We start from the raw sequence: 12,016 nt of genomic DNA on the forward strand, positions 1-12,016 counted from the left end.
CCGCGAGCCTGTTCCTCGGCACTGCGATCCTTCTGCGACGTCGGTGCGAACGCCTCGCAGCGGCGGCGCGGTGGGTCGCACCTCGCCCGTGCGACAGTGTCGGCGTGCAGCCCACCGTCGCGTCGCTCTGGCGCTACCCGGTCAAGTCGTGCCGCGGGGAGTCGCTCGAGCGGGTCGTCGTGGAGCCGTGGGGCGTCGCGCAGGACCGACGCTGGATGGTCGTCGACCCGGCGGGGACGATGGTCACCGCCCGCGAGCTGAACCGGCTGCTGGTCGTGCACCCGACACTCACCGACGACGGGCTACGGCTCACGGCCCCCGGTGCGCCGGCGGTCGACGTGCCGGTCCCGGACCCGGCGGGGCAGGTGCCGATCGCGATCTGGTCGTCCAGGCTCACGGCGGCCGACGCCGGCGACGGCGCCGCGGCGTGGTTGACCGAGGTGCTGGGCCGTGACGTGCGGCTGGTCCACCTGGACGACCCCCGACGCCGGCCGACGAGCCCGACGTACTCCGAGCCGGACGACCGCGTGAGCCTGGCCGACGGGTACCCGCTGCTCCTCACCACCGCGGCGTCGGCCGAGGCCGTCTCGGTGGCGGCCGGGGCTCTGGTGCCCATGCACCGCTACCGTCCGAACCTCGTCGTCGAGGGCACGCAGGCGTGGGCCGAGGACTCCTGGCGGCGGTTCCGGATCGGCGACGTCACGTTCCGCGTGGTCAAGGGCTGCGCCCGGTGCGTCATGACCACGATGGAGCCCGACCACGACGCCGGCAGCGTCGCGCGCGGTCCCGAACCGACCCGCACCCTCGCCCGCCTGCGTCGCTTCGGCAAGGGCGTCTGGTTCGGCGTCAACGTCATCCCCGACCACCCGCTGCCGGCCGGGGCGACGATCGCCGTCGGCGACCCGGTCGAGGTGCTCGAGGCCGTCGAGCCCGGCACTCGGCCGATCGGGTCGTAGGCCGTAGCGGTCAGCCGCCGCGAGGCTCGCTAACTGGTGCGATGACGAACAACGGGAGAGACGGCCCTGCGCCCAGCCGAGAAGGTGCTGCTGCCGGACGCGTGTGACGTCGGCGCAGCGGCCGTGACATCGGCCTCCTGGTGATCGGCCTCGCGGCGCCGACTCTCGACATCAGGGCCTCGTCGAAACGTCAGTGCACGCTGACACGGTGAGGTGATCGATCCCGGAACGGAGCCACGATGACCGCCTCACCGAACCGCGACGACCGGACAGTTTCGGGAACGATCCTCATCTTCGTCGTCGCCTCGCTCATCGTCGCGTGGATGGCCGTCATCGCTTCTTTGCCAGCGTCCGCCCTTGACTCGCCCTCGATGACACCGCCTCAGGGTGCCGCCTATCTCGGAGTGATTACGACAGTAGGCATCACGTTGGTCGGCACGCTTTGGGCGCGCGGTGCGCATCCCCACCCTGTGACCGACGCACAACTTCACCTCGTGTCCGTCACCCTGGTCGGGCTGGCTCTGCTTGCCGGCATCGTCGGTGTCGCCGTGCTGGTCAACCAGGCGCCAGAGGCGTTGTCGCTCGACCAGCTTGTTGTCTTCGGGGCGAGCGTGCTGTTCGCGCTCGTGACTTCGATCGGAAGCGCCACCATTCCGCTTAGGGTTTCGGTCGATTATCGCGACCGTGCCGCCGTGCGGCGACGAGCTCATGTAGAGAAGGCCGTGGTGGAGCTCGCGCGGACTTCACCGAGCCGTGCGGTCGTCCTTGTTGATCTCAGCCTTATCGGGCTCGTGCCCGCCATAGTGATCGCTATCGCAGCTGCAACCGTTGAACTGACGTGGGACGTGACTATGTATGGCGCACTCATTGGAGTCATAGCCTTCGTCCTTGGCGTTCTCGTGCTGACTCTGCTCGCGCAGTTCATCACGCACGCCTGGATCTGGATGCTTCCGACGTCCGCCGCCCTTCTTCTCCTTCTAAGCGCCGTAGTCGGTTCGCTGGCTTATCTAGCATTCGCTACCGACCCGCTGCCCGTGGTGTGCGGGGGCGTCCTCGCCGCGGGAGGATGGAGCGTCCTCCTGATCAACGGCTTGCGATCTCACCGAGGTCTTCGCCGAGTTCTGCTATTCGTCGTGCGACAGATCTCTCGTGGTCCGGGGCCGACATCTTCTCGTCGCCCAAGCGAGAGGTGGCAGGCGGTCCTGCGACTCACTGGACGCATCTGAGTTCGCGGGAGACCTGGTCGGAGAGGAGCGAGGACGTCAGGCAGCGGCCGTTGCCACGAATGCCGTCACGAAGCCTGCCGGCAGCCGTGGCGACGGAAGCGAATCCGCATGAGCACATCGTCGACCAGGGCGGGGTGGCACCGCCCAGCCTCCGACCTTTGAATCGCACCTGTGTTGCCTCCCACCACGGAACTGAGCGAGCAACCGGGCTTGGACACACGGGAAAGCCCCTCGTACAGGCAGCGACGGCCCGAGAGCGTCAGCCGCCGTAGAACTCGCCGGCGGCCGCGCCCGGGGGCGCCTCGGCCTCGCGGGCCATGGGGGTGAAGCGGGAGTAGTGGCCCTGGAAGCTGACGGCGACCTTGTTGACCGGACCCGAACGGTTCTTCGCGACGATGATGTCGGCCTCGCCCGGGCGCTCGGACTCGCCCGCGCCGGTCGCGTCGGGACGGTTGATGAGGAAGACCATGTCGGCGTCCTGCTCGATCGAGCCCGACTCGCGCAGGTCGGAGATCTGCGGCGTCTTGTCGGTGCGCTGCTCAGAGCCACGGTTCAGCTGGCTGATCGCCACGACGGGGACGTTGATCTCCTTGGCGAGCAGCTTGATCTGCCGGCTGAACTCCGAGACCTCCACCTGACGGTTCTCGACCTTCTTGCCCGACGTCATCAGCTGCAGGTAGTCGATGACGATGAGGCCGAGCTTGCCGTCGGCGGCCTTCTGGATGCGCCGCGCCTTCGATCGGATCTCCGGCATCGTCATGTTGGGCGAGTCGTCGATGGTGATCGGTGCCGACTGCACGCGCGGCATGACCCGGCTGACCGCGTCCCAGTCGCGGTCGGTCATGCCGCCGCCGCGCATGTGGTGGATGGCGACCTTGGCCTCGGCCGACAGCAGACGCATCGCGATCTCCGCGCCCGACATCTCCAGGCTGAAGATGGCCGACGGGACGCCGTTCTTGATCGACGCGGCGCGGCAGAAGTCGAGGCCGAGGGTGCTCTTGCCGACACCGGGGCGAGCCGCCACCACGATCATCTGGCCACCGCGGAAGCCGGTGGTGAGCTTGTCGAGGTCGGGAAACCCGGACTCCAGGCCCGCCATGTCGCCGTCGCGCGACTGGATGTCGTCGATCTCCTGGATGGTCTGCGCCATCAGCTCGGAGATCACCTTGTAGTCATCGGTGCCGCTGCTGCCGTCGACGTCGAGGACTTCGGCCTGGGCGCGGTCGACGATCTCGGCGATCTCGCCGGTCTCGGCCCAGCCGAGCCCGGCGATCTTCTGCCCGACCTCGATGAGTCGGCGCAGGATGGCCTTCTCGCGCACGATCTCGGCGTAGTAGTCGACGTTCGACGCGATCGGGACACCCGCCACGAGGGTGTGCAGGTACGGCGCGCCGCCGACCTTCGTCAGCTCGCCACGCCGCTGCAGCTCGGCCGCGACCGTGATCGCGTCGGCCGGCTCACCGCGCTGCGCGAGGTCGACGATGGTCTCGAAGATGGCCTCGTGCGCGGGGCGGTAGAAGTCGCGGCCCTCGAGGAGGTCGTTCGCCGGGTCGATCGCCTGCTTGCTGAGGAGCATGGCCCCCAGCACGCTCTGCTCGGCCGGGAGGTCCTGCGGCGGGACGCGTCCGGCGGGGACGTCGTCCTCAGGCTCGGGCCCCATGGCGTGCAGATCTGCGACAGTCACGCAGCAGCCTTCCTCTCTCGACCCACCCCACGGTAGGTCGGACCTCCGACACGTTCGCGCAGCCTCCCCGGTGGGCAGGTCCCTCGTCCTGTGCGACAGCCGACGCGTCACACTAGGGGCCCGGCGGGGGCAGAGGAAAGCCCGGCACGCACAGCCCCTGTGGACAAGGTTGGGGAGAATGTGGAAATCGCCGGAAAGCCTGTGCACAGTCCGTGGACGGCCTTGTGGAGAACGGGGGGAACAGGACGTGGAAAAGGCCCCTGACCTGCGGCGATGCCGTGCACACAGTGTGGACCCACATTACGTGGACGTCATCCTCCGGCCACCTCCTGGTCGTATCGACACGGCGACAGCGGTGGTGAAGTTCCGGTGAAATCCACAGCCAGGCACAGAAACCTGTTCACCTGGGGCGCGGCCGACCGCCAGATCGTCGCGGTCGCCGTCCCGGCCTTCTTCGCCCTCGTCAGCGAGCCCCTGATGCTGCTCGCCGACACCGCGATCGTCGGCCGGCTCGGCGTGGCCGAGCTGGGCGGTCTGGCCGTCGCGTCGAGCGTCCTGCTCACGGTCGTCGGACTGTGCGTGTTCCTGGCCTACGGCAGCACCGCGACGGTCGCGCGACTGCACGGCGCCGGCCGCGAACGGGCCGCGTTCGACGGTGCCACCGGGGGACTGTGGCTCGCGGTCGGGCTCGGCGTGGTGCTCGGCGGTCTGCTCGCCGCCGCGAGCCGTCCCCTGGCCGGGGTGCTCGGCAGCTCCCCGGAGGTGGAGGGCCACGCGACGACCTACCTCCTCGTCTCCGCACCCGCGGTGCCCGCCATGCTGCTGGTGCTCGCCGCGACCGGCGCGCTGCGCGGGGTCCTCGACCTGCGGACGCCGCTCGTCGTCACCGTCGTCGCGAACCTGCTCAACGTGGCGCTGAACCTCCTGCTCGTGCACGGGGCCGGGCTCGGCGTGGCCGGGTCCGCAGCCGGTACGGCGATCGCCCAGTGGGTGGCGGCGCTCTGGCTGGTCGCCGTGGTGCTGCGGCGGGCCCGGGCGGCGGGGTCGTCGGGACGTCCCGACGTGGCGGGCGTCGTGAGCGCGGCGCGCGACGGCGTGCCGCTGCTGGCCCGGACCGCGACCCTGCGCGCCGCGCTGCTCCTGGGCACGGCGGTGGCGGCCACGTTCGGCGACGCGCCTCTGGCGGCGCACCAGATCGCGACGTCGCTCGTCACGTTCCTCGCGTTCGCGATGGACGCGATCGCCATCGCCGGCCAGACGCTCACCGGTCGCACCCTGGGCTCCGGGGACGCCGAGGGCACCCGGGAGCTCACCCGTCGGATGATCACGTGGGGCGTCGGCACCGGTCTGCTCGCGGGGCTGCTGCTGCTCGCCCTCTCGCCGGTCGTGGGGTCGTGGTTCACCGCCGACGAGCAGGTGCATGCAGCACTCGTCCCGGCCCTGGTCGTGGTGGCTGCGGTGCAACCCGTCTCGGGCGTCGTGTTCGTGCTCGACGGTGTGCTGATCGGGGCGGGCGACGGCGTGTACCTGGCGTGGGCCGGCCTCGCGGTGCTGGCGGCTTACGCGCCCCTGGCCCTGCTGGCCGGCTCGCTCGGCGCCGGGCTCGCCTGGCTGTGGCTCGCCTACGGCGGGTTCCAGCTCGCCCGTCTCGTCACGCTCTGGCTGCGGCAGCGGGGCACCGCCTGGATGGTGCTCGGCGCCTGAGCGTCAGCGTCGCCAGTACCCGGACACGTCGAGGCAGTCGCGCGGGACGGACCGGTCGGCACGCCAGTGGGTGCGGACGTCGCGGGCGGCGGTCGACTCCCCGGCCATCCAGGCGTAGACCTGCCCGGCCGGCCAGTCGAGGTCACGGACCGCGTCGAGCAGCAGCGTGGTGGTCCCCGGCTCGGCACCCACCGGTCGGTGCAGCCAGGTCACGTCGACGCCGTCGCGCACGGTCAGGTCCTGCTCGTCCTGGGGTCCGGAGACCTCGACGACGACCTGGGCCGGCGGACCCGGCGGCAGCTCCTCGAGGAAGCGCCCGATGGCGGGCAGCGCGGTCTCGTCGCCGGCCAGCACGAACGCGTCGACGTCGTGCGGGAAGGCCTGCCCGACGGTGGGTCCGGCGATCCACGCGAGGTCGCCCGGCCGAACCTGCTCGGCCCACCCGGCCGCCTGGCCGTGGCCGTGCCGCACGAAGTCGAGGTCGACCTCGTCGGGAGTGACCCGACGGGGCGTGTAGTCCTTGCCGAGCGGGCGCACGCCCTCCGTCGTGTAGTCGAGACCGTCAGGCCGCTGCCGCGGCAGCACCGGTCGGTCGGCGTCGGGCGCAGGCACGAAGACCTTGACGTGGTCGTCGAAGCCGGGCGAGGCGAACGCGGGCAGCGTCGACCCGTCGAGGCTGCGCTCGGCGAGGTCCGACCCCGAGAGCGTGAGCCGACGCATGCCAGGCGTCACGTCCTCGACGCGCACGACCTCCAGCTCGCGCAGCACCGCCACGTGGGTCGTCGTCGTTCGTCGCAGCTTCGGCACGCGGACACCCTAGACCGGCTCAGTCGTCGGCCCGGAAGCCGACCGTGGCCCACCGCGGCTGCTCGAACGACGCGGCGCCGACGTTCACCACGCCAGGGCGGACGGCCAGAACCGACGGCGTGACCGCGAGCGGGACGACGACGGCCTCGCGGCGCAGTGCGGCCTCGAGCCGGGCCGTGGCCGCCGTCCGGGCCCGCGCGCTGCGGGCGTCGCGCACGGCGTCCCAGGGCGCCGCGGAGGAGGCGACCCCGGTGACGTTCGCGGGTGAGGTGACGGGCAGGAACCGGTCGCGTGCGGCGTCGGGGCCGAGCAGCGACGGACCCCAGCTGAAGGTCAGCAGGTCGAAGTCGAGCGGCACGAGCACCTGGGCGGCGAAGTCGTCGGGCGCGACGGTGCGCAGTCGCACCGCGACCCCCACCTCGGCCAGCTGCGACCGGATCGCGCGGGCGCGGGCCGCCAGGGCGTCGCTGCCTCCGGCCACCGGCAGGGAGAGCCGCAGGGGACGGGCCTCGGTGTAGCCGGCCTGGGCGAGCAGACGCCGTGCACGGTCGACGTCGCGCGTCGTCGGACGCGCCACGGCGTCGTAGCCGCGCTGCCCGGGCAGGACGAGCAGGCTGTCGGCCGGGCGCGGCTCGGCACCCACCGGCTCCGCCACGTCGCGCGCGAGGGCGTCGCGGTCGAGGGCGAGGGCGACGGCCCGGCGCACCGCCACGTCGCGCAGCGGACCTCGCCCCGCGTTCATGGTCAGGTGCGACCACTGCGAGCCCGACGTCCGCTGCACCTGGGCGGCAGGCACGTCGCGGTCGGTGTCGAGCGTCGCGACGTCGAGCCCGCCCGCGGCGTACGCCTCGGCCTGCACCGACGGCTCCGCCACGCGCCACACGATGCGCCGCAGCCGCGGCGGGTCGCCCCACCAGCGGGGGTTCGGCTCCTGGGTGATGGTGCCGGTGTCCTCGTCGACGTCGCGCGTGACGAAGGGGCCGTTCGACGGCAGCGGATGGTCACGGAAGGTGCGGTTGAAGGCGCGCGGGCTGGCCGCGACCTGCGCCGGCAGTCGCGGCGAGACGAACAGCGGCCAGTCGCCCCGCCGCTCGGCGAAGCGCACCGTGTAGCCGAACCGGTCCCGGCCGGGGCGGACGTCGGCGATCGCGTCCCACCCGTCGCTGCTCGCGACCGCGTAGCGCTCGTCGGTGCCGCGCAGGGCGCGCCAGGTGGCCGCCATGTCGGCGGCCGTGACGGGCGTGCCGTCGTCCCACACGGCGTCGGGGTTCAGCCGGACGGCGACGGTGAGCGGGTCGTCGGCGACGACCTCGACCTCGCGGGCGTGGTCGGGGTCGACCTCCCAGCCACCGTCCTCGGTGATCCGCACGACCTGGCCGGTCGTCGGGCCGACGAGCCGCTCGACGTCGGTGCCGACGGCGCCGGCGTGCAGCGGGTTGAAGGTGACGGGCAGCGACCCGAGACCGATCCGCAACGTCCCGCCGCGCCGGACGTCGGTGGGGTCGGCGCGCACCCACGCGGTGGTCCCGTCGCGCGCCTCGGCCGTCGCTGACGGTCGGGGTCGCGCGTCGCGGTCGGACCCGCCGGTGCAGCCGCCCAGCACGACGGCGAGCAGGAGCGGCAGGAGCAGGAGGGTGCGCGGGGGACGGGGCACGGGAACCTCGGGGGAACGGGGTCTCGGGACGGACGAACGACGACGGGGCCCGGCCCGGCAGTGCCGGACCGAGCCCCGTCGCAGGACCTACTTGGAGGCGACCACGTTGAGGCGGACCTGGGCGGTCACCTCGGGGTGGACGCGGACGGTGACCGTGTGGGCACCGAGCGCCTTGATCGGGTTGCCGACCTCGATGCGACGCTTGTCGACCGAGCCGCCGGCCGCCTCGAGGGCGGTGGCGATGTCGGAGACGGTGACGGCGCCGAACAGGCGCCCGCCCTCGCCGGCGCGGACCGCGACGTTGACCGGCTCGGCCTCGAGACGACCCTTGATCTGGCGGGCCTCCTCGAGGTCGTGCACGGCGCGCGCGTCGCGGGCGGCCTTGATGGACTCGACCTGCTTGGCCGCACCCTTGCTCCAGCGGATCGCGTAGTTGCGCGGGAGCAGGAAGTTGCGTCCGTAGCCGTCCTTGACCTCGACGATGTCGCCGGGCTCTCCGAGGTTGCTGACCTCGTGCGTCAGGATGAGCTTCATCGGTGGATCAGTCCCTCTCTCAGCGTCCGCTGGACGTGTAGGGCAGGAGCGCCATCTCGCGGGCGTTCTTGATCGCCTTGGCGATCTGACGCTGCTCCTGGACGGAGACACCCGTCACCCGACGCGCGCGGATCTTGCCGCGGTCGGAGATGAACTTGCGCAGGAGCGCGGTGTCCTTGTAGTCGATGGTGGTGACGCCGGCGGCCGCGAGCGGGTTGCTCTTCTTCTTCGGCTTCCGGACAACTGGCTTGGCCATGGTTCTCCTTGAACGGTGTATCTAAAGAACGGGGTGTGACTGGATCAGAACGGGGGCTCGTCGGCGGCTGCGCCGCCGCCCCAGGCGTCGTTCCCACCCTGCGGTGCGGACTGCGGCTGCGACCAGGGGTTGGCGTTGCCGCCACCGGCGTTGCCGCCGCCCTGTCCGGCGCCGTAGCTGCCGCCACCGCCGCCGAAACCACCGCCGCCGCCACCGAAGTCGCCGCCACCGCCACCGCCGCCACCGCGCGAGGCCTTCGTGACCTTCGCGGTGGCGAAGCGCAGCGACGCTCCGACCTCGTAGACGTTCATCTCCACGCTGGTGCCGCGTCCGCCGTCCTGGCGCTCGTACTGCCGGACGTTGAGGGCGCCGTGCACGATGACGTGCTGGCCCTTCTGCAGCGACTCGGCGACGTTCTCGGCCATCTGGCGCCACACCGAGCAACGGATGAACAGCGGGTTGCCGTCCTTCCACTCGTTCGACTGACGGTCGAAGGACCGCGGCGTCGAGGCGACGGTGAAGTTCGCGACCGCCGCACCGGACGGGGTGAACTTCAGCTCGGGGTCGTCGGTGATGTTGCCGACGACGGTGATGACGGTCTCGCCTGCCATGGGACCAGCCTTTCGATGGTGGCTGTGGTTGCCGGGGGTGGGATTCGATCCAGTGAACGCTGTACCAGTGAACCCCGGGGTGCGGACAGTGAGCGCGTCACCGTCCACAGGGAGCTCGGGTGAGCCCTTACTTCGCGTCGGGTCGGGTGACCTTCGTGCGGACGACGGACTCGTTGAGCCCGAGCTGGCGGTCGAGCTCCTTGACCGTGTCCGGCGTGGCGGTCAGGTCGATGACGGCGTAGATGCCCTCGTTCTTCTTGTTGATCTCGTACGCGAGGCGGCGCTTGCCCCACACGTCGACGTTCTCGACGCTGCCCCCGTCGTTCTTCACGACGTTGAGGTAGGTGTCGAGGCTCGGGGCGACGGTGCGCTCGTCGAGCTCGGGGTCGAGGATGACCATGACTTCGTAGTGACGCAACGACAAGGTGCGTCCTCCTTCGGTCTGAACGGCTACGGACGGTCCGCAGCAGGAGGTGTGCCCGGATCGGGCAACCACGGAAGTCTAGCCGTGCCCATGATCCCGGGCCAAATCGCGGGGTCCCGACCGCCCGGGGGCTAGCGTGTCAGGGTGCAGGACGCCCTCCCCGTCGACTTCGAGCCGGTCGACCTCGACGTCGTCGGCCTGGTCGTCTCGCCACGGCACCGCTTCGACGGTCGGCCCTCCGACGGTCCGCGACCGGCGATGGGCTCGGACCGGCAGACGTCGGTCGACGTCCGGGCGCACAAGGGCGTGGTCGGCGACCGCTACTTCGGCACCCGGCACCGGTTCGCGGCGGTGACGTTCCTGGCGGTCGAGGAGGTCGCGCGGGTCGGCGCGAGCCTCGACGCGCCGGGGCTCGACCCGTTCCTGGCCCGCCGCAACGTGCTGACGCGCGGGCTCGACGTCGAGTCGCTGGTGCACAGCGAGTTCACGCTCGAGCAGGGGGGCCGCAGCCTCACGTTCCGATCACTCACCCGGGCGAACCCGTGCGCGTGGATGGACGTGGTGCTCGCGCCCGGGGCGCACCAGGCGATGCGCGGCCACGCGGGCATCCGCAGCGAGCCGCTCGACGACGGGGTGCTGTCGGTGGGTCCTGCCCGGCTGGTGGCGGTGCGCCACCTGAGCCCCGACGACGCCGCGCAGCTGCGGCGCGAGGCGCTCGCGACGGCGCGTCGTCAGGGCTGACGGGAACCCGACCGGACGCGTCCCTCGTCGTCCACGACGTGCCCCTCGGCCTCCAGGAGCGGGGTGGCCGCCTCGCGGTGCTGGCGGTAGAGCCGGCCGTTCGTGGGCAGGACGCGCCACCAGGGCAGTCCCGGGACGCGACGCAGCACGTTCGCGACCGCCTGGCCCGCGCCCGGGTGACCCGCCTCGAGCGCCACCTCGCCGTAGGTCAGGAGGTCTCCTGGTCGCAGGGCGTCGACCACGTCGGCGACGCGCTGCTGGAACGGGGTGAGCCGCTCCGGCGGGTCGGCGTGCCCACCGCCGGGCAGCGGCATCGTGGAGGCGTCGTCACCCATGGCACCAGTGAACCCCAGGCGTGTCGTGGGTGCAGGGTCGTGCCTGCAGCCGCGTCACCGTCGGCGGCGGTCCCGTCCGTCCCCCCGGTCGTCCAGACCCCGGGCGATGGCGTCGAGCGCGGTGTCGAGCTCGACGTCGCTCACGCCACCGAAGCCGACGACGAGCCCCGTGAGGGTGGAGCGTCGCGTGTAGTCGGCGAGCAGCGGCACGTCGAACCCCACGGCCCGTGCCGCGTCGTGCACCGCCAGCGCGCGGTCGGGCGGGAGGAGCCAGGTCGAGTACATGCCCGCGCTCGGACCGGCCGGCTCCGCGTGGGCGGCGAGCACGGCGGCGACGCGTGGCGCGCGGTCGGCGTACACCCGGCGCGCCGAGCGGACGACGCGGTCGACGTACCCGTCGCGCAGCATCGACAGGAACGCCCGCTGCACCGGCCACGAGACGCTCTCGTGCCGGACCGCGCGGGCGGCGCTGACGGCGTCGAGCAGGTGCGGCGGCGGCACGAGCCAGCCGAGGCGCAGGCTCGGGGACACCGACTTCGACGCGGTGCCGAGGTAGGCGACGCGGGAGCGGTCGAGCGACGCGAGCGCGGGGACGGGTGCGACGTCGTAGCGGAACTCGGAGTCGTAGTCGTCCTCGACGACCACGGCGTCCTGTGCCGTCGCCGCCGCGAGCAGCGCCACCCGGTCGGCCGCCGGCATCACGTGGCCGAGCGGGTGCTGGTGGGCGGGGGTCACGTAGGTCGCGACCACGTCCGGCGGCACGACCGGGACACCGCGGGCGGGGACGTCGACGACGGCGCGCAGCGCGGGGATGCCGCAGGGGTCGTCGTAGCCGGGGGGCGGGACGGCGGCGGCCACGTCGCGCCACGCCCGCCGCCACCCCGCCCGGTGACGTGGGTCGATCCAGGGGGTGCCGGTGTCGAGGCGCACCAGGGTCGGCTCCGCGGGTGCCGTCGTGCCGCGCGGCGTCGAGGTGGACGGGGGTGAGGTGGACGGGGGTGGGGCGGTGGCGGTCCCGGCCACGAAGGTGCCCGAGCCGTGGCTCGCGTCGAGCCAGCCCTCGGCGACCAGCTGCTCGTAGGCC

General features: G+C 72.2%; 13 protein-coding genes. 4 read left to right on the forward strand and 9 right to left on the reverse strand.

Annotation, left to right across the window (positions count from 1 at the left end; translation table 11 throughout):
- Nucleotides 1-104: 104 nt before the first annotated feature.
- Both A6Q79_RS04765 and A6Q79_RS04770 read left to right on the forward strand, forming a co-directional pair.
- On the forward strand, nucleotides 105-956 hold the full coding sequence (locus A6Q79_RS04765; RefSeq protein ID WP_289016730.1) for an MOSC domain-containing protein: 852 nt from the start codon (nucleotides 105-107) through the stop codon (nucleotides 954-956).
- 239 nt (nucleotides 957-1,195) lie between these two features.
- Nucleotides 1,196-2,182: a hypothetical protein gene (locus A6Q79_RS04770; RefSeq protein WP_289016731.1), complete on the forward strand. Its 987-nt coding sequence runs from the start codon at nucleotides 1,196-1,198 to the stop codon at nucleotides 2,180-2,182.
- A 259-nt stretch (nucleotides 2,183-2,441) separates the two neighbouring features.
- Here the strand turns inward: A6Q79_RS04770 and dnaB are convergent, their stop codons facing one another.
- On the reverse strand, nucleotides 2,442-3,842 hold the full coding sequence (dnaB, locus tag A6Q79_RS04775; RefSeq protein ID WP_083516529.1) for a replicative DNA helicase: 1,401 nt from the start codon (nucleotides 3,840-3,842) through the stop codon (nucleotides 2,442-2,444).
- Between the two features lie 393 nt (nucleotides 3,843-4,235).
- Between dnaB and A6Q79_RS04780 the strand changes: the two genes are divergently transcribed.
- Complete coding sequence (locus A6Q79_RS04780; protein ID WP_289016732.1) at nucleotides 4,236-5,570, forward strand: MATE family efflux transporter; 1,335 nt, start codon at nucleotides 4,236-4,238, stop codon at nucleotides 5,568-5,570.
- A gap of 3 nt (nucleotides 5,571-5,573) precedes the next feature.
- On the opposite strand, the gene A6Q79_RS04785 is transcribed toward A6Q79_RS04780, so the two are convergent.
- From A6Q79_RS04785 to rpsF, 6 genes are all read right to left on the reverse strand, one after another.
- Nucleotides 5,574-6,377, reverse strand: coding sequence for a siderophore-interacting protein (locus A6Q79_RS04785; RefSeq protein WP_289016733.1), 804 nt, complete (start codon nucleotides 6,375-6,377; stop codon nucleotides 5,574-5,576).
- Nucleotides 6,378-6,396: 19 nt separating this feature from the next.
- Complete coding sequence (locus tag A6Q79_RS04790; RefSeq protein WP_289016734.1) at nucleotides 6,397-8,031, reverse strand: ABC transporter substrate-binding protein; 1,635 nt, start codon at nucleotides 8,029-8,031, stop codon at nucleotides 6,397-6,399.
- Nucleotides 8,032-8,118: 87 nt separating this feature from the next.
- Nucleotides 8,119-8,565 carry a 50S ribosomal protein L9 gene (rplI, locus tag A6Q79_RS04795; RefSeq protein WP_067861074.1) on the reverse strand — a complete coding sequence of 149 codons (447 nt, stop codon included), beginning with the start codon at nucleotides 8,563-8,565 and terminating at the stop codon, nucleotides 8,119-8,121.
- Between the two features lie 19 nt (nucleotides 8,566-8,584).
- Nucleotides 8,585-8,821, reverse strand: coding sequence for a 30S ribosomal protein S18 (gene rpsR / locus A6Q79_RS04800; protein ID WP_067861076.1), 237 nt, complete (start codon nucleotides 8,819-8,821; stop codon nucleotides 8,585-8,587).
- A 44-nt stretch (nucleotides 8,822-8,865) separates the two neighbouring features.
- Entirely contained in the window at nucleotides 8,866-9,432 is a 567-nt protein-coding gene (locus A6Q79_RS04805; RefSeq protein ID WP_289016735.1) for a single-stranded DNA-binding protein, read from the reverse strand.
- Nucleotides 9,433-9,559: 127 nt separating this feature from the next.
- Nucleotides 9,560-9,850: a 30S ribosomal protein S6 gene (gene rpsF, locus A6Q79_RS04810; RefSeq protein ID WP_083516666.1), complete on the reverse strand. Its 291-nt coding sequence runs from the start codon at nucleotides 9,848-9,850 to the stop codon at nucleotides 9,560-9,562.
- Nucleotides 9,851-10,000: 150 nt separating this feature from the next.
- Between rpsF and A6Q79_RS04815 the strand changes: the two genes are divergently transcribed.
- Nucleotides 10,001-10,597, forward strand: coding sequence for a molybdenum cofactor biosysynthesis protein (locus A6Q79_RS04815; protein WP_289016736.1), 597 nt, complete (start codon nucleotides 10,001-10,003; stop codon nucleotides 10,595-10,597).
- Here A6Q79_RS04815 and A6Q79_RS04820 read toward each other — a convergent pair.
- Both A6Q79_RS04820 and A6Q79_RS04825 read right to left on the reverse strand, forming a co-directional pair.
- Entirely contained in the window at nucleotides 10,588-10,932 is a 345-nt protein-coding gene (locus tag A6Q79_RS04820; RefSeq protein ID WP_067861085.1) for an MGMT family protein, read from the reverse strand. The two genes, A6Q79_RS04815 and A6Q79_RS04820, sit on opposite strands and share 10 nt — an antisense overlap.
- Nucleotides 10,933-10,986: 54 nt before the next feature.
- Nucleotides 10,987-12,016: PLP-dependent aminotransferase family protein (locus A6Q79_RS04825; protein WP_317696746.1), on the reverse strand; the 1,030-nt coding region annotated here is incomplete at its 5' end.

This window comes from Aeromicrobium sp. REDSEA-S32_B7 (assembly GCF_001626145.1).
Taxonomy (GTDB): Bacteria; Actinomycetota; Actinomycetes; order Propionibacteriales; family Nocardioidaceae; genus Aeromicrobium; species Aeromicrobium erythreum.

What these genes read in the sequence shown, in the direction of transcription:
- A6Q79_RS04770 (WP_289016731.1), top strand. Translation starts at nt 1,196, where the DNA reads ATGACCGCCTCACCGAACCGCGACGACCGGACAGTTTCGGGAACGATC.
- dnaB (WP_083516529.1), bottom strand. Translation starts at nt 3,842, where the DNA reads ATGGGGCCCGAGCCTGAGGACGACGTCCCCGCCGGACGCGTCCCGCCG.
- rplI (WP_067861074.1), bottom strand. Translation starts at nt 8,565, where the DNA reads ATGAAGCTCATCCTGACGCACGAGGTCAGCAACCTCGGAGAGCCCGGC.
- rpsR (WP_067861076.1), bottom strand. Translation starts at nt 8,821, where the DNA reads ATGGCCAAGCCAGTTGTCCGGAAGCCGAAGAAGAAGAGCAACCCGCTC.
- A6Q79_RS04805 (WP_289016735.1), bottom strand. Translation starts at nt 9,432, where the DNA reads ATGGCAGGCGAGACCGTCATCACCGTCGTCGGCAACATCACCGACGAC.
- A6Q79_RS04820 (WP_067861085.1), bottom strand. Translation starts at nt 10,932, where the DNA reads ATGGGTGACGACGCCTCCACGATGCCGCTGCCCGGCGGTGGGCACGCC.